Genomic DNA, 15,846 nt, shown 5'->3' with positions numbered 1-15,846 from the left:
TCTGGAACACAACGCCGATGGATTTTTTGAAATCGGAAAGAGGTGTTCCAGTGAACGCATTTACGGATCTACGCGATCAGATGGCGGACGCTCTCCTTGAGGACGATCGCCGTCTCAAACTGAAAGAGGGTATTTACGGCTCACAGCGTCTAGCGTTGCTTTTAGACGATGCTCAGCTTCGGCTGGAATTGCACCGAATTGCTGTTCTTGAACAATCCATTGCGGATCGTTTGATGCAGGATGACGACAATGCATCGTTTCAAATCGACCCTGTTCGCTTCGATATGCGGCGGTCTTTTGGGGCTTACCTCAATGACATTGCCAATTATCGAAATGCTGCTTCCGACTATGCCGGAGCGCATCGTGATCTTGAAGATGCCCAAAACAATCTTTCAGGCACAGAGTTGATTGCTCGGCAGTCAGTTTTGTGTGGGCGTATTCGAGATGCGGCTAGACGTTTGCAGTCTTTGCAACACGTCTAATCTATGGAGATCGGCTTTTGCCGTTCTAGGTATCCTTTGGATACTTCTGCTTTGCAGGCTAGAATCAAAAGGGGGCTTAACCAGTAATGGTTTACCCCCTTTTTTTTGTCTTTAGTCCTTGGTTGCGTTCTCGATGTAGGGCTTCATCAGTTCCTCAATATCTGACTGGGTATAAATCCTCTGCTTGGATTTTTTATCCAGGGTCGGGTTTAGAACCCGAATGACTGTTGAAAGACCGAGCCTCACAATATCCGCTTGGGTGATCGACACACCGTGCTTTTTGATCTTGCCGATCACCAAATCTAGATCTTGTTCGAGATCCCCGGAAATTAGGAATGTAAGGCGTTTGCTCATGGGCTCCGCATCGTTCTTCTGGTTTACCGTACCGGGTTACGGACAGCGCAGTTTATAACTGCTGCATCGTCGTGATGGACACAATCCGATGAACCCTACGCCAACAATCGTCTGGAAGAAAGGAATAAAAAGTATCGGATATTGCCGTTTAATTCAGACGTCGCTAGCGCATATTTTTTAACACCTAAATTGTGCATGAAAACAGTTTTTATTGCATTTAGAATATGGTAAAAATTGAGCGAAGGAGGATGCTGTGAACATCGACTTTGAAGAAAGAGTCAAGGACATACGGCCACTTCACACGGGCAAACGTGTCATCGGGATTCCGATGTCATTGTTCGCTGGATGTGTGGGGTTTGGCTTAATGCTGGCAGCGATTTCTCGGGTATGGATCGGCGGTTTTATCGCGTTCGCATCCCTGTTCGTTTTTTACGAAATATATAAGGACGATCCAAACGCCCTGTTCGTAATCAAGCGCCGCCTTCAAATGCGCTTTACGCGCGGTGTCGGAGGCAAAAAGCCACGACGCAAAATCAAAATCATCACGGAGTGATAAATGACTTACGAGGTTTCGACCGCGCGCCGTTCCACGATGCTTACGACCCTGCGGGGTGGAGCCGTTGCGATCGGTGGCGCTCTTTTGAGTGTTTCGCAGGCTAACGCGGCTCCTGGTTACACCATTCAGCAAAAGGGTACCGGTATTCTCGCGAATGTCGCGTCCACCTTGCAGGATCTGGGTAACTTCATGTCCACGACCCTGGGTGAACTGGCCTGTCTGGCTGCGTTCGTTCTCGCTGCTGTCATGTGGGCTTTTGCTCCGAAATCCGGCGCGCTCAGCATTGCCGTTCGCGGCATTGCAGCAACGATCTTCATCTTCAATCTGACTTCAATCTTCGCCTACTTTACTTACTGAGGGTTCTGCATGAGCGTTAGCACTGTCTTAGCGGGGGATTTATGCCCCCTTATTTGTCCCGTTGGTAATGCCATTCTCGATGCAAATGGTAGCTTGATTGCTGCCATCGAATTGCCTGGGATCGACCCTGACAGCCTGCTTCCAGAAGATCTCAGGCGCATGTCTGTTATCGCGGCCAGCATTTATTCGACCGTGCCAACGAACATGACAGTTCAGCAGTATTACGTTCATGCACAGAACTGTGGCGTGTCCTTACGGGCACGCCCAGACAGTCCTGTGAGTAACGAACTATCGCACGCGCGTCAGGAAGCACTCAACGAGAAGGGGCTTGCACAGTCTCGCTTGGTCCATGTCTTGGTCTTGGAAGATCCGGAAGCAACCAAGAGCGGCTTAATTTCTTCTCTCATTCGGCAAGGCCCATTTGCCTTGTTCGATAGTGACGCCCGCGAGCAGGTAAAACAGCGTTTTTCTGCTATCGGTCAGATCCTTTTGCGCGAAAGAGAGATCAACAAGCGCCTGCGAGAACTAGAGCGGGCTTGTGAAGATGCTCGAAAGAAGTGGGCTATGGCGATGGGTTCTGCACGCCGGATGCCAGTCGATCAGCTTTGGACATTCGCCAAGTTTCTTGGAACCATGAACACTCGCTATCTGCGGTTTGGGAATTACATTCCTGTCCCAGAAGACGACCTAGACGCAGTTTTGCTTGATGGTGATGTTACCACCGTTGATTATCATGGCGCTGAAATGCTCATGCTGCATGGGCTCGCGCCTAACTACTGCGTTAGTATGGGGTTAGTAAAAACTCCTGAAAATCCGATCGGAATGTGGACCCGTGGGAAAGATCATTCCCCGATTGCCCAGAGCGGTAACTACATTATCAATATTAATTTCTCGCCGCTCAGTCCGATCAAAAGGTACCTTCTTTTCCAAAACGCCAAGAATAGTCTGAGCCGTCAGCAGATTGATGTTCGTTCACTATTCAAGGGCCAGCCGACGAGTGAAGCAGAGCGGCAAGCTACTGAGACCTATGAAATCAAGGTCCAGCAGGAGGCGCTTGAAAAGGCATCCAGCCTAGACGAACGCTTTGGTACCATTTCCGGCCAAATAGTCATCTTTGGCGATCACCCTGACCAGGTGATTGCGGATGCAGAAAAAATGACCACGGCAATGGAAGCCACCCAAGCCCGTTTGGTGTGGGAAAAGAACGGACTGCCAAATGCTTTTAAGACGTTGCAGATCGGTGGCTATCGCACGTCTGACCGTACCTCTGTTGGCACAGAGTCCCGGTTTGGAGCCGTTTCACTGTATGCCGCGCCTGCTATCGGAACGCCCGAAGTGGAAGACTTGGGGAACGAAGAAGCCCAATATATTTTTGAGACCGTGGACGGAAATCCATACTATTATTCGTCATACGCGGGCGGGAAGGCATTTACCTTCGCAATCGGTCCTACCGGCTCCGGTAAGACCTTCTTCAAGAATACGATTACAAGCCACTTCCTGAAATATGGGGGGTTTGTCCGGTCCTTGGACATTGATGCAGGCACCGAGCCACTAGCGCACGCTTTTGGCAACGATGGCGGTATCATACGGCTTGGCGAAGACGATGCTTCCGGCCATCCACGCGGGATTGATCCGTTTGTGTCGTTTGCAGGGGATGGCAGCACAGCCTTCACCAGTCATATCATTGACCTGTGCCGCCTACTCTTAGACGTGAACGATAATGACGAGACCCGCATTTTGACGGGGCGCGAGCAGCAAACTTTGGACGAGGCTATCATTGCCACGCTTGAAATCACTGATCCGAACCTTCGCACTTTCCGTCACATGCTGGCGCATCTTCCAGAAAGCCTAAAATACAAGTTTGGCCGCTGGATGACTGGCGGTGTCTATGACGGCATTTTCAATGCTCGCCAGGATGGCATGGGAGACAGCAGCAAGAAGATCGGCGTTATTAACCTGAACAAGTTCAAGGAAACGCCAAAGATCATCAAGCCGGTTCTTCTGGATCTTTTTTACCGCGTGACAATGCTGTTTGAAGATCCTGCCATGCGGATGCTTCCGAAGCAGTTGGACGTTGACGAAGCCCATCTGCCTTTGTCTGTCCCAGGCTTTGCCGAGCGCATTACGACAAAGGCACGGACCTGGCGTAAGCACATGGCGGGCATCACCATGTGGACGCAGGGAGCCGATGACTTTGCAAACCTGCCGGACTGGAACGTTCTGCGAGGTGCAGCCACGCAGTTCATCTTTATGGCAGATCCTCGGATGGACGACGCTCTGTATCAGTCCACTTTTAAGATTACGCCAGGCGTAACCCAAATGATCCGGACCCTCACGCCACGCGAGGAAGCCGTGATTGTTCAGCCAGATCTCGGCATCGCTAAGAAAGTCCGGCTGAGCGTTGAGCCCGAGCAGTACGTCATTAATACGTCTCACCCACGCGAAGCGGCTGACCGTGACCGCCTGATGCGTGAATATGGTCCCGCCGAAGGGCTCCGTGCAGCCGTGGAGCGACACAAACGGGGCAAACTTGGAACAGGGGAGAAGGCAGCATGATTAGCCGTCGCATTGCACTGTTTGTCGCATGTGCATCTTTGTCGTTTGTATTTGCTAACCGGGCTCATGCTCAGGTGATTGTCACTGACCCCAAAACGGAAGTCAGTACCGATCTTGGCTATCTTGAGTCTGCCAAACAGTACATCCAGCAGGGCCAGCAGTATTACATGCAGGGCGAGCAGTATTACATGCAGGGCGAGCAGTTCGTTCAGCAGGTAAAGAACGCTAAAGGTCTGGGACTTTTGCAGGCTCTTACGGGCGTAAATCTGGATGGTCATATTACCGCCGATCAGGCGATTATGGGGCTGAATAACGCCTATAATGCGCTTGACCCGTACTCGGGAGGATATGTGACGCAGGCGCGTGAAGTTTTGTCGGATTCCTATTTTTTGCCGACAAGGGGAACCAGCGCGCAAAGCCAGGTCGGCCAGCTTATGGGTTCTTCATCAAGCAGCCCGTCAAGCACCGGCTATGATCGGGCCAACCGCGATACCGACCAGTTCATGCAGTATAACAACGCGATTGCTGCCGTGAACCAGGAACGGTCAAGCACAGCCCAGATGATGCAGGACCAGGACGATGCATCAAGCGAACTCGGAGACGATGATGCTGGGCAGGCAGCCGAACTCCTGGTGGCGCAATCCAGCACACAGATGCACCAGAACGACATGAACATTCGGTTGCAGCAGGTCATCGCAGACAATCAGGTGCAAGAGAAACTGGAACGCCTTGAGACCGAAAACGCGATTGCTGACAAGAACCTGAAACACTTGCAGAAAGTGCAGGCTTTCGAGGAATCAGGAGACTAAAGATCCATGAAGAAGATTGCTCTTTCCCTCTCTATTGCCCTTTTGACCACAGGGCACGCTTTCGCTCAGGGTGTCCCTTTTATTGACGCAGCTTGGCAGTCCCAGGAGCGGCAGATCCAGCAGGCAGAAAGCAGCCAGTGTCGTGGCATGGGCATCATGCCGCGCCTTCGGTGCCGTGAGAATGTCCGGAACCGCTACATCAGCCAAGGTGTGGTGCCAGGCACCATGCCCTATGTCGAGCGTCACTACGGCGGCATGTCCGTAAACGAACTGAATAGCCAGATCGAGAAGCTAAACGGGCTTTATGGTCGGGTCCGAATGGTCGGATCGTTTAAGCCGGAAGTCGGTGAAATTTCTTACGAAATGGTGCAGGCCGACATCAATTATATCCGCCAGCTTATCAACGCAAAGGGCGGTATGCCGTCCCGTTTCAATCAAACCGCAAGAGGTCAGTGACACATGAAGGCACAGCGTTTCGCGTGGATTGTCATGGCAGTGGCCTTTGCCAGTATCGGGTTTGCGGGCCATGCCCATGCGAGCGTGACTGCCGATCAGCTTAGCACCCCAGGCTATTTTTCAACGGCCATGCTCACGGCTATTAATGGCATTGAGTCCAGAATCAACGCCATCTTAGGATCATCGTACAATATCACCAGTTCAAGCACATACACGGCCTGGTGTTATGCGCTTCTTCTTGGCGCATGGATGATAAAGCTAGTCGAAAATGTAGCTAAAACAGCCGTTCTAAACGCGCCTTACGCTGACATTATCAGCACGCTCATTCTAGGCATCATCGTCCAGGTGCTTTTTTCGACTTATGGCGGATGGACTTGGACGATTGTTGACGCCGGACAGTATCTTGGCCTTCTCGTTCAGAAGCAGGCTATGGGCGGCGATGGCCTCATGGAGCCTGCCAGCTACATCATGAAAGTCTGGGCCAATTTCCAGTTTCAGGATGCGAGCATTTTTAGCATTGGTATCACCAGTGCAGTTTGCAATCTGATGCTACTGGTCTTTCAGGTCATTCTTTCCGGAGCAGCACTGTTTTGCTGCATGTGGCCTACTCTAGTGGGTGGCGTTGCCGTTTTGACCGGCCCGGTATGTTTCATGTTTCTGTTTCATGATTCATTATCATTCATTTTTAACGGCTGGCTTCGGATGCTCTTTTGGGCAGCTTTCTTCGGGTTTATTTCCCGGATCTGCCTTGTCGTTATCTGCATCGTTTTGTCGTCTGCATTTGGCTACAGCCTTGGCGCAACGCCTGGCGGATCAATCATTGCACTCGATAGTGACAATACTCTCGCATTTATCATGCTTGGAGCTATGTCGATCGTCGCACTCGCGCTCCTTTTCTTCTCTGGCGTCCTCACCTCGATGTTGACCGGATCGGCCAATCTCGACGCCACGAAGATGATCGCGAATGGCGCTAAGGCCGCAGGAACAGCGGCGCTTAGCATTTTCCTATAACGCATGAGGCTCACCATGTTGGATAGAATTTCAAAGAAGTTTGCACGGGCTAGCGCAAGCGCCCGCCCAATTAATGTTCCGCCAGATGGCAGCGTTATCGACCAGCCAACACACGATAGTCTTGCAACGATCACTGGCAAACGCAGTCAGCGCGAGGTGGCACAGCTACGGACAGAGTTAAATTTCTGGCGTCTTTGTGCTGGCGGCCTGACCGTCGCAATGATCGTCACTACTCTGGGCTGGCGGCGTGCAGACGACCGCTACGCAAACGATGTGCGAATTGCATGGGTCAAAGTGACACCGGACGGCAGAAGCGATGCACAGCTTTGGAGTGATGGCGGTAATGCCAATCGCTTCTTTGAGCCGTTCATTAATTCCGCTCTTATCAAATTCGTTGAGCATCGTTACCGGCATATTCGTTCAACGATCGTTGCTGATTACGGCTTGTCCGCGATGTTTATGTCTCCGCAGCTACAGCGGGAGTTTATGGATAGCGATCATGCTGCCCAGGAAGCCACCGATTTTGAAGCATCTGGTAACGGCGGCGAATATACCATTGAGGTGAAAGCTATCGAGCACAGTACGATGGTTGATCCGGACGCATCCAACCGTAATTCGATCATTGTTGATTCGACCGTGTACGTCACACAGCACTGGCTGGATGGCTCCCAGAAGGATGTACAGAAGATCGTCAAATTGACGTGGAAACTGGTTCCCCTGGCGAACCTGCAACATGACTGGAAGCAACTGCAAGAGAACGGACCAGGTGTGCAGATCCTCGCATATCACATGGTCACGGCGCTGAATCAGGAACACTAATATGAAGAATACCGCTCTAATCCTCGCAGCGCTTACGGCCACCGTTGGAACTGCTCACGCTCAGTCACCGCGCATCAATCCGACAGTTACAAACCCTTATGTTCCGTCAGCGACTAATCCGGCTCCTGCCATGCCGTCTTCGACGCCTGCGCCGTCTGTTTCACAACAGCCGAGCAATGCTATTCCGGCGATGGCAGCGGTTAAAAACTGTGTACCGCTGATGATGCCGCAAGGCGTCACCCGCGAATTTAACGCATCCGTGAATGTTTCCGCGCATCTGGTTTTCCCGCTTCCGATTGCCTGGGCACACGTTGCCACTTCTGCGTGGACCGAAGATCACCACGGCAACGATCTCTGGGTTCGCCCAATGCAGTCCACTAGCCTTGCAGACACGGTTGGGCTCACAGTAGCGATGCAGGACGGCAGGCGTTTCGACTTCACGGTTAAAAGCGTGCAGACCCCAACGTCATCTTGCTACCTGGTCATCCCGTATCCGTTCCTTGCTCCTAACGCTGGATCTCTGACCCCTGAGCAGCTTGTCGAAGCACGTCAGGCCGCAGCAGACATGCGGCGCAGGCAGGTGGCTCAGGCGGCAGCCGCACGCCGTGCAGAAGATCAGAGGCACGCCCAGGAAGAAGCAGCATATCAGCAGCGTTTCGACAGCATGAAAGCACAGGTCATGCAGCAGGCCGAGGATCGCATCAAGCAATTCCAGATGGCATTGCATACCAATTATGATTGGCCCGATCATAACCTCATTACAGCAGTTTATGATGATGGTCAGACAACCTACGTCCGCGTGGCTCGCACCGGATTTGGTGTGCCCGCTATCAATGGGAAACACGAGGGCCAGTCAGTTGCGTTGCAATACGACTATGACGATCTTACGGGCGTCTATGTCATTCCTGGCTTGTTCGACAAGCTGACCGTCACTCTTGGCACCAACAAAATCAAGGTGGATCGGAAGGGCTGACATGAGCGAGCAAACGACCAACCAGCCTGACCAGGAAGGCAACACGGCGCGCGTTCATCGCGGCTCGAAGCTGACTGCCTTTCAAGGTAAGATTAAAGAAACAAATCATATTAAGAAGATCCTGGCCGTTTCCGGTGCAGGCGTCTTTTTGCTTGTGGCAGTCATTATCATCCACGGGCCAAATAAACGGCACCACGACGAGCCGAAAGCCGCGAACGTTGCTCAAGAAGCCCCTGGTATGGATCTCCGTGCTTATCAGCAGCAAGTGGATGCAGCGCAGCGGCGGCGTGAGACTGCGGAGCGAACACAGGCGGTTCAGCAGACAGGCAAGGGCTCGCAGGCTCCTAACACCGGCATCATGCAGGCTGCCCCGACGGATGATCCTTCGGACGTAAGTTTTATCAAGCAGACGTGGCGGCAGCCTCAGACCTGGGATGACGGCCAGCAGAATAACAAGGGTTCCGCCGCATCCGCGTCTAGTTCTGTAGCCCGCTATAGAGCGCCGCAGCCCAACCCCGAAGATGCTCAGGCTTCTCAGCGTGAGCAGCTTTTGCGTGAACGTCTCGACAAGATTCGAGCCAGACAAGCAGATCTACTTAGGCAGCGTGAGGAGGCCCCACAATGAAGAAAATCGCTCTTTTGGCGGCTACCATGATGCTGCCATTCCCGGCTTTTGCTCAAATGTCATTTCCGACCGGAGCGATTGCTTCACGGCCTCTGCCCGCAGCGATGCTCTCAAATGGCGCACGCTTGAAAGAGGGAATTGCGGCTCTCAATCGGCAGTGGGAAGAACAGACCGGCCAGCCTCTACTGACAGATGACGACCTGAAAACTGATCCCGCCGCAGCCGCTAAGGCGGCGCAGGCGCGTCAGCAGGATGACGAGGACGACGAAGACGCGGACGAGAATAACCTAGATCCGCAAGCCGCTAAGCGTCACCGGAAGGCTGCACGGCTGAAACAGCAGCTACAGCAGGCAAGCCAAGGTTCTGACGACTTCACCCCGGCAAAGATTGGTGATCGGTACAAGATCCCCGTTGGCTATATCGCACGCGCAACGCTGGAAATTACTGCCAATAGTGACCATCCAGGTTCGGTCAAAGGAATGCTGACGCTTCCTATTCTTTCGATCGACCGGCAGCATGTTCTTTTCCCGGCTGGATCTGTAGTAACGGGCAAGATTGTGGGAACGGGTTCAGGAACGAACTCGATCATCAGTGAGCGAGCCGTTTTTGTTCCTCAATACATTGTGCAGCCGGATGGCGGCGCTATGCACATCACCGGCCAGGAGATGATGGACCGCTACGGCATTAACGGCATTGGCGACCAGACAAACTATCATATAGCGCCCATGTTGGCAGCCGTTGTTGGCTTGGCCGCAGTTGAGTCCTTGCCTTCCGTTCTCTCTAATCTCTCTCAGAAGCAGAACACTTTTAACACCGTGGGAGAGAATGGGGCTCAGTATTTGCAGCAGGGCGGTCAGACTACCCTACAGCAATACATGAGCCTTCGCCCGACCGTTACGGTTCGTGGTGGCCGTGTCCCGTTCCTGATTTTTTTCAATCACGAACAGTTTGCGCCTGAATATCGAGCCACAGATAATTTCAATCTGACCAATGTTCAGTATCAGGGGGCAGGCCGATGAAAAGAGCCTTATGGCTTCTCTCTGCACTCGGCCTGGCGGCATGTGCTGAAAAGCCCGCTGCCCCTTTGCCGACTGTTAGCAGTATGACGATGGTAACTCGCCTAGAGTATCCAACCAGTGCCAAGACGGTAGCAGATGCCGCACGTTATATCCTGCGTCCAACCGGCTATCACTTGGTAACAGAATGCCCGAACTGCCCACCAGAGGCTCAGGTGATTGCCGACAAGCCTATTTCTCCGCTGGCTCTAACGCCGGAGATCACGACAATCTCTAGGGCTCTCGTGCTTATTGGTGGATCTCGCACCGGCTTGCTGGTCGATCCTGACCATAAGGCGATTGCCTATACTTGGGCACAGCCAGGTCTCACCTATCTCTCACAGGGGGGCGCGCGATGAAGCGATATTTTTGTTTGGCTCTCCCGGTTTTCTTGGCACTTTCCGCGTGCAGCGAAACAGATCCTCGCTTGCAGATCCCTCATGCTGATGAAGTGCGGCTTGATCTTGCGCCTGGACGTGTGAGGACTGCGAACTTGTACGGGTGGGGAGCGCCGCAACAGCAGGTTTATATCACTCCTACTGTTCCGGCCGCAGGATCGCCCGCACCAGTCATCCAGCAGGCTTCTCCTTCTTCTCACTCGCCCATTCGGCTGGCTCCTAAAGCCAGCTAGTCAGAAGCCGCCCTTCGGGGCGGCTTTTCGCTTTTGAGGCTCTATCAATGAAATTGCAGATCTCTTTGCTGGCGTTAGCCAGCCTAGTAGTCATGACTCAACCGGCCTTGGCCGGTTGCCATTCAGATCCGACCCCAAATCTGATTAACAGTCGCCTAGCCACGGGCACCACCTTCTTATGCAACCAGCACTATAGCGTCCTGTATTCATCTATTACGCATGGGCCATTATGGGCGTCAGAAACCCTTACTGCCCAAGACGTTCAACAAGGTATGTCCATAACGCGCTCTAGCATCTTCCTTGCAGATCCGCGTTTGCTTTCGGATGGCGCACCGGAGTTGGTCGATTATCACCAATCTGGCTACGACCGAGGCCACATGGTGCCTTCCCATGATGAACCGGATCATGTCTCGCAGTCTGAGACTTTTTATCTTTCTAATATTGTGCCGCAGACCGCCGCCTTAAATCGCGGTATCTGGACCGGGATTGAAATGGCGACACGGGATCTCGCATTGCAGCAAGGCACGGTGGAGGTTGTTACCGGGCCGGGTTTTGGAGAGGCGATCGAGACGATCGGGCCGGACCAGGTGTTTGTTCCTGAATACACTTGGAAGGCACTATATGTGCCCTCTCAGCATAGAGGCGGCGCGTATGTCTGCGCTAACGTGAAAAAACGGCCTGCCTGTTACACGGAAACTATTGCAGCCCTGACAAAACAAATCGGCATTGATCCGTTTCCGGATATGCCCGCTGTCTCGCGTGACCAGGCGTATGACCTTCCACGCCCAGAACACTCTCCCTATACGCCAAACGGCGACCTCGATGACGACGAAAAGACAGTGAAATCAGTAGTCCGCGGATGGGTCAAAGAATGGAAAGACAAGCTGGAAAAATAACTTCCTTTCTTTCCTTCTTTCGTTCTTTTCTTCTTCCTTAAACGTGCTGTTTCAGGTATGATTTTCTTATGGATGATCGAGCCGAAATTGAATATCTGCGCGACCACGTTGATTGCCGTGTCTTGCTGGAAAGGCACGGCTTCACATTGTATCCGCAGGAAAGCAGTCGCCACGTCTGGAAGTATGTCCGAAAGAGTGGTCCGGCAGGGCACCAAATTGTCATAGTGAATAACCACGGCAAAGGCTGGTTTGCTCCTTTGGACACGGGCACAAAGGGTGATGTATTCACCTTGGCCCAATACCTTGAGCCTGGTGCCAATTTTGGTCAGGCGAGGGTTATCCTACGTCCGTTTGCTGGTCTTTCTCCCCAACTTCCTCTTGCCGTTCGTGCGTCTGCTGTTCGAGACGCAGCAGGGATTTTGCCCGATAGGTGGCATAGTAGATCGGCAGTTTCATCAGGCTCCCAGACTTGGCGCTATCTTACCGGGCAGCGTGCTATTCCCGCTAAAACTGTGCGACGTGCGGCAGAGGGGCTTTACATAAAAGAAGGCCCCTATGGCACGATGTGGGCAGCGCATACCGCTGAGGGACGTTCCGTAACAGGGTGGGAAATGCGCGGTCCCACAATGGCCTCAGCCTTTTCAAAGGGTGGAGATAAAGCCCTCTTTCATTTTGCTTGGACTAATGCCGGATCTTATACGCGACTTGTCGTAGCAGAAGCCGCTATTGACGCCATGAGCATTGCAACGATTGAGTGCACACGTTCTGATACTCTGTATGTCTCAACTGGTGGTGGTTTGGGGCCGCTTACTATGTCGGAGATCCGGCGCTTATCTCGTGGCGTGCAGGAGATAGGCACCGCCACAGATGCCAACGCTGCCGGTGATAGATACGCCTGTATGATCGCTGACCTGGCTGATGTTCCGGCAGTCCGGATCAGGCCAGCCGCTACAGACTGGAACGCTCAGCTAATGAATGGCTAGGTGGCTCCGTTTGAAAGATTACGCCGAAGCCGTGTGATGGTAGATCGGCTAACACCGAACAGGCCCGCAGCCTCATTGAGAGACATACGGCCTGCATTTAGTTCCTGAATGATATGGGTGGCTTGTTCGTCAGACAGTAATTTTGGACGGCCAACGTGTACCCCACGCTCTTTTGCGGCGCGCAGGCCAGCTTTTGTACGTTCGATAATCGTGGCGCGCTCAAATTCGGCCAGGACTGCCATAATTTGGAGAACAACCCGGCCCATAGGGCCGCTTGTCTGATAGACGGGCTCCGTTAGGGAACGGAGGCTAATACCTCGCGCTCCAAGATCGTCTGTGAGTGATATGAGATCTGTCAGACTGCGTGACAAACGATCGAGACGCCACACCAAGATTTCATCGCCTTCACGAGCATAGCGAAGCATATCCTGTAATTGCGGGCGCGCAGTATTTTTTGCGCTGCCGGTGTCCTGATAGATCTTCCCGCAACCTTCCTTCTCTAATGCCTGAATCTGCATTGACAGATCTTGCTTGTCGGGACGGCTTATTCGGGCGTAGCCAATTTTCATTTCAGCGCCTCAATTATCATTCCGCCAGTACGTTACCCCGTCATCGCACTTATAGGCCGTTTGATTAGGGGTTTCGTTGCCTACGAAAACGCCGACCTGGCCCGTGGTGCCCACTCCAACACCCTGATTGCTATGACCCTCGCGTTTCTCAACGATCGCGCAATGATGGGCTTGAGCGAAACTAGGCCACGGATCAGAAGGAGCGGGATTTTGCATGAGGAAGTAAGTGGCTATCGAACCTATTCCCAGGATCAGCGTCATTCCACCGCTTCTGATTCCGCTGGCAGATCTGCGAACGTAACTGTTCAATATTAAATAAATAGCGACAAATGTTTCCAAGCAGCCAGTCAGGAAAACGAGCCACGCCAAATTGTTTATATTCATTTCTTACTCCTTACCGCTCGCTAAAGGGTGCAATGAATATCCCGCATCAAACGCGCTTCCGCGCTGATGCTTGACGATTGAGCAGTTGATAAGCTGAATCTTGTTGGCGGGGAGGAATAGATGGTGCCCGTTCTGGTCCGTGTATTCGTAGCTTGTCGGGTTCCCATCCGTATCTCCCCCGCCTGGCTTGAGACCCGCCATGAGGGTGCCAGCAGGAATGTTGTATGCAGGTATATCTGCGAGTGTCCTGCCGGGGCAGGTGTTCGGTATCACTTGTGCAAGCGCGGCTTGCGGAAGAAGCACGCTTGCCACCGTCAAAAGCAGCATTTTCACGTCAGCCATTCAATTTTCCTTAAAGGCTTTGGCTTATTCGATCTGCGAATAGCCGTATCAAAAGGGCTCCCTTTTGATACTCTACAACGATGAAAGATCAGCCGCAAGAAAACTCAGGTTTGTTGGGTCAAAAAGTAGGGCCAAAAATAGAGACTTTTGACCTAACTTTTGGCGTGGCTGTGTTACAGTCTTTGTCTCACCACAAGGGAAGGGATTCATGTTCTCAAATTGCAAAACGTCAGGCATTGCGCTTCCGGTTTATCTGATCGGATGCGCGCTCCTGGTTCTATCCTGGGAATGGCTAGTCTGGTTTTCCGGCCATGCCCCTGCGGCGAACCTGGTCTATTCATGGAACGGCATAGTCTTTGGTGCGAAGATCATCGCATCCGTTGCTGCGGCAGCCTTGGTTTATCTCTCCTGGTCTGATTTCTCAGACCCGGATGGCGAGATCTTCTGGCCCCCTTTTGCAGTCTTCATCATTGCCATTCTTATGATGTGGGGGCTGACAACATACCATGACCCGAACGACTTGCCGATTGACCTCTCACACCTTGGGGAGCCTGATTACATCAGAGCAGCCCGTCAGATTGGTAGTACGTTCAGCAACACGGTTTTGTGGCTGTTCGGATTTTTCCTAATCAGTGTGGCCGCTGTATGGGCAGCGGGCGAACGATAAAGCCCCGTGTGCCCCAAGCCGCACCCGGTGCCCCGGTGGGTCCACACCTTTTGAACAGGCTCCCTTGGGCTAGACCCTGAAGTCGCCCTTCCGCCTGTTCAAAAGCTGCTTCGCTCCGCTTCGCCTGGCTTCGCCAGGTGGACTACCGGGACACCGCCCCACGGGCAGGAAAAAGAAAGGGGAGAATGGCAAGCCATTCTCCCCTTTTGCCGTCTGACAGATCCTAAAGGAAAGCCAGGCGGTCGATCTTCCATTTCCCAACGGGTCAGAAGATCCCTTTCATTGTTTGTATGCTGCAAGGCAGCAAACAAACCTTGAAAGGTGCGACCTGCGGAGCCATAATGTGTGTAGGGAGAGAGACCGCCTCGCAAAAGACAATCTCTCCCCCTCAGCCTACAGCTTATTCAGCGGGTGACTTCAGTGCGGCCCCCACCGCCTGAAGCACCTTCTGCGTTTTGCGGAAGATCCGCTTAACGCCGCTAAGTGTTGCTGTAGGACTTAGTAGAACGATCACCAAACAATGGTGGATCATGCTACCCTCCTACACACTATTGGAAGCCGAAAACGGCCCCAGTCGGCTCCGCAGGTTGCACAGGAGGCCGCACTTTTCTCATACCTCGGCATGTTCTGGATGGCTAGTTTTCCCGTGTGCCCCAAGCCGCACCCGGTGCCCCGGTGGGTCCACACCTTTTGAACAGGCTCCCTTGGGCTAGACCCTGAAGTCGCCCTTCCGCCTGTTCAAAAGCTGCTTCGCTCCGCTTCGCCTGGCTTCGCCAGGTGGACTACCGGGACACCGCCCCACGGGCAAAAAAAAGACTTTCCCTGTTCTCGGAATTTTTCATAAATAAAACTATGAACGCAAAACAAATTATCATCGTATAAGCCTGCTGCATTGTTGCTTTAGGCAGTCTGGTCTTGGTGGCTTACGCTACATTTCGCCACTTATTTGGACCTGAGCAGGAAGACAGGTGGCAAAATGTCCGGGCTGGCATCACAGAACTTGCTTATTCCATGTATATGAAAGCTAACGGATTCTGCGAATTCTATGACAAGATAGCTTGACTTCCTTTCTTTCTCTCTTGCCTTCTTTCTTTATTTTTGAAGTAGGGCGAAAGAGGATGCGGGGCAGGCCAGCCCTGGCGGGCTGTCCTGGTTCTCGCTCTAGTTCGTAAGGCCGCAAGCCAGGCCGCGCGCGGCCAGTCTTCCGGCCAACTCACCGGAGCCAGATAGCGCCATCCGCTGCGCTCCTGGCGCCATCCGTCTCCGCCCATCCGGGTAACGATCGGAACGACAACCCCCAATGCTCGCCCCCCAACTTGGG

17 protein-coding genes are annotated in these 15,846 nt (G+C 52.9%); 14 read left to right on the top strand and 3 right to left on the bottom strand.

All coding sequences use genetic code 11. The annotated features are described in order from the left end of the window. Positions 1–17 precede the first annotated feature (17 nt). Complete coding sequence (locus JK213_RS14360; protein WP_249200667.1) at positions 18–482, top strand: hypothetical protein; 465 nt, start codon at positions 18–20, stop codon at positions 480–482. Positions 483–593: 111 nt separating this feature from the next. Here the strand turns inward: JK213_RS14360 and JK213_RS14355 are convergent, their stop codons facing one another. After that, a complete protein-coding gene (locus JK213_RS14355) occupies positions 594–836 on the bottom strand; it encodes a hypothetical protein (protein WP_211571776.1) in 243 nt (80 codons plus the stop codon). Between the two features lie 253 nt (positions 837–1,089). On the opposite strand from JK213_RS14355, the gene JK213_RS14350 reads away from it, so the two are divergent. The 12 genes from JK213_RS14350 to JK213_RS14295 all read left to right on the top strand — a co-directional run bounded on the left by JK213_RS14350 (position 1,090) and on the right by JK213_RS14295 (position 12,563). Next, positions 1,090–1,389, top strand: a complete 300-nt coding sequence (locus JK213_RS14350; RefSeq protein ID WP_211571774.1) for a VirB3 family type IV secretion system protein — start codon at positions 1,090–1,092, stop codon at positions 1,387–1,389. Positions 1,390–1,392: 3 nt separating this feature from the next. Then, on the top strand, positions 1,393–1,749 hold the full coding sequence (locus JK213_RS14345) for a hypothetical protein (RefSeq protein WP_211571773.1): 357 nt from the start codon (positions 1,393–1,395) through the stop codon (positions 1,747–1,749). 9 nt (positions 1,750–1,758) lie between these two features. Next, positions 1,759–4,305 (top strand): Type IV secretion, encoded by a 2,547-nt coding sequence (locus JK213_RS14340; RefSeq protein WP_211571772.1) that lies wholly within the window; start codon positions 1,759–1,761, stop codon positions 4,303–4,305. Next, positions 4,302–5,114, top strand: coding sequence for a hypothetical protein (locus JK213_RS14335; RefSeq protein WP_249200665.1), 813 nt, complete (start codon positions 4,302–4,304; stop codon positions 5,112–5,114). Before JK213_RS14340 ends, JK213_RS14335 begins: the two co-directional genes overlap by 4 nt. Before the next feature lie 6 nt (positions 5,115–5,120). Further along, positions 5,121–5,570, top strand: a complete 450-nt coding sequence (locus JK213_RS14330; protein ID WP_211571771.1) for a hypothetical protein — start codon at positions 5,121–5,123, stop codon at positions 5,568–5,570. A 3-nt stretch (positions 5,571–5,573) separates the two neighbouring features. Next, positions 5,574–6,581 (top strand): hypothetical protein, encoded by a 1,008-nt coding sequence (locus tag JK213_RS14325; RefSeq protein ID WP_211571770.1) that lies wholly within the window; start codon positions 5,574–5,576, stop codon positions 6,579–6,581. 15 nt (positions 6,582–6,596) lie between these two features. Then, positions 6,597–7,400, top strand: a complete 804-nt coding sequence (locus JK213_RS14320; RefSeq protein ID WP_249200663.1) for a hypothetical protein — start codon at positions 6,597–6,599, stop codon at positions 7,398–7,400. 1 nt (position 7,401) lies between these two features. Continuing rightward, a complete protein-coding gene (locus tag JK213_RS14315) occupies positions 7,402–8,373 on the top strand; it encodes a TrbG/VirB9 family P-type conjugative transfer protein (RefSeq protein ID WP_211571767.1) in 972 nt (323 codons plus the stop codon). Between the two features lies 1 nt (position 8,374). Continuing rightward, entirely contained in the window at positions 8,375–8,998 is a 624-nt protein-coding gene (locus JK213_RS14310) for a hypothetical protein (RefSeq protein ID WP_211571765.1), read from the top strand. Continuing rightward, a complete protein-coding gene (locus JK213_RS14305; RefSeq protein ID WP_211571763.1) occupies positions 8,995–10,017 on the top strand; it encodes a TrbI/VirB10 family protein in 1,023 nt (340 codons plus the stop codon). Before JK213_RS14310 ends, JK213_RS14305 begins: the two co-directional genes overlap by 4 nt. Positions 10,018–10,731: 714 nt before the next feature. Continuing rightward, positions 10,732–11,580 carry a DNA/RNA non-specific endonuclease gene (locus JK213_RS14300; RefSeq protein WP_249200661.1) on the top strand — a complete coding sequence of 283 codons (849 nt, stop codon included), beginning with the start codon at positions 10,732–10,734 and terminating at the stop codon, positions 11,578–11,580. A gap of 68 nt (positions 11,581–11,648) precedes the next feature. After that, a complete protein-coding gene (locus tag JK213_RS14295) occupies positions 11,649–12,563 on the top strand; it encodes a DUF3991 domain-containing protein (RefSeq protein ID WP_211571761.1) in 915 nt (304 codons plus the stop codon). On the opposite strand, the gene JK213_RS14290 is transcribed toward JK213_RS14295, so the two are convergent. After that, positions 12,560–13,132: a recombinase family protein gene (locus JK213_RS14290; protein WP_211571760.1), complete on the bottom strand. Its 573-nt coding sequence runs from the start codon at positions 13,130–13,132 to the stop codon at positions 12,560–12,562. The two genes, JK213_RS14295 and JK213_RS14290, sit on opposite strands and share 4 nt — an antisense overlap. Before the next feature lie 387 nt (positions 13,133–13,519). Continuing rightward, positions 13,520–13,858: a hypothetical protein gene (locus tag JK213_RS14285; RefSeq protein ID WP_211571759.1), complete on the bottom strand. Its 339-nt coding sequence runs from the start codon at positions 13,856–13,858 to the stop codon at positions 13,520–13,522. A 208-nt stretch (positions 13,859–14,066) separates the two neighbouring features. Between JK213_RS14285 and JK213_RS14280 the strand changes: the two genes are divergently transcribed. Continuing rightward, a complete protein-coding gene (locus JK213_RS14280; protein ID WP_211571758.1) occupies positions 14,067–14,525 on the top strand; it encodes a hypothetical protein in 459 nt (152 codons plus the stop codon). The last annotated feature ends 1,321 nt before the right edge of the window (positions 14,526–15,846 follow it).

The organism is Gluconobacter sp. Dm-44 (genome assembly GCF_018256175.1).
In the GTDB taxonomy this organism is placed as follows: Bacteria; Pseudomonadota; Alphaproteobacteria; order Acetobacterales; family Acetobacteraceae; genus Gluconobacter; species Gluconobacter cadivus.
Note: the sequence above shows the minus strand (reverse complement) of the source record. Positions and strands in the feature narration are given on the sequence as shown.

Excerpts from the sequence above, each read along its gene's own strand:
- JK213_RS14355 (WP_211571776.1), bottom strand. The coding sequence starts at position 836 with ATGAGCAAACGCCTTACATTCCTAATTTCCGGGGATCTCGAACAAGAT.
- JK213_RS14320 (WP_249200663.1), top strand. The coding sequence starts at position 6,597 with ATGTTGGATAGAATTTCAAAGAAGTTTGCACGGGCTAGCGCAAGCGCC.
- JK213_RS14345 (WP_211571773.1), top strand. The coding sequence starts at position 1,393 with ATGACTTACGAGGTTTCGACCGCGCGCCGTTCCACGATGCTTACGACC.
- JK213_RS14305 (WP_211571763.1), top strand. The coding sequence starts at position 8,995 with ATGAAGAAAATCGCTCTTTTGGCGGCTACCATGATGCTGCCATTCCCG.
- JK213_RS14290 (WP_211571760.1), bottom strand. The coding sequence starts at position 13,132 with ATGAAAATTGGCTACGCCCGAATAAGCCGTCCCGACAAGCAAGATCTG.
- JK213_RS14315 (WP_211571767.1), top strand. The coding sequence starts at position 7,402 with ATGAAGAATACCGCTCTAATCCTCGCAGCGCTTACGGCCACCGTTGGA.
- JK213_RS14360 (WP_249200667.1), top strand. The coding sequence starts at position 18 with ATGGATTTTTTGAAATCGGAAAGAGGTGTTCCAGTGAACGCATTTACG.
- JK213_RS14295 (WP_211571761.1), top strand. The coding sequence starts at position 11,649 with ATGGATGATCGAGCCGAAATTGAATATCTGCGCGACCACGTTGATTGC.
- JK213_RS14280 (WP_211571758.1), top strand. The coding sequence starts at position 14,067 with ATGTTCTCAAATTGCAAAACGTCAGGCATTGCGCTTCCGGTTTATCTG.
- JK213_RS14285 (WP_211571759.1), bottom strand. The coding sequence starts at position 13,858 with ATGGCTGACGTGAAAATGCTGCTTTTGACGGTGGCAAGCGTGCTTCTT.
- JK213_RS14340 (WP_211571772.1), top strand. The coding sequence starts at position 1,759 with ATGAGCGTTAGCACTGTCTTAGCGGGGGATTTATGCCCCCTTATTTGT.
- JK213_RS14335 (WP_249200665.1), top strand. The coding sequence starts at position 4,302 with ATGATTAGCCGTCGCATTGCACTGTTTGTCGCATGTGCATCTTTGTCG.
- JK213_RS14325 (WP_211571770.1), top strand. The coding sequence starts at position 5,574 with ATGAAGGCACAGCGTTTCGCGTGGATTGTCATGGCAGTGGCCTTTGCC.
- JK213_RS14300 (WP_249200661.1), top strand. The coding sequence starts at position 10,732 with ATGAAATTGCAGATCTCTTTGCTGGCGTTAGCCAGCCTAGTAGTCATG.
- JK213_RS14310 (WP_211571765.1), top strand. The coding sequence starts at position 8,375 with ATGAGCGAGCAAACGACCAACCAGCCTGACCAGGAAGGCAACACGGCG.
- JK213_RS14330 (WP_211571771.1), top strand. The coding sequence starts at position 5,121 with ATGAAGAAGATTGCTCTTTCCCTCTCTATTGCCCTTTTGACCACAGGG.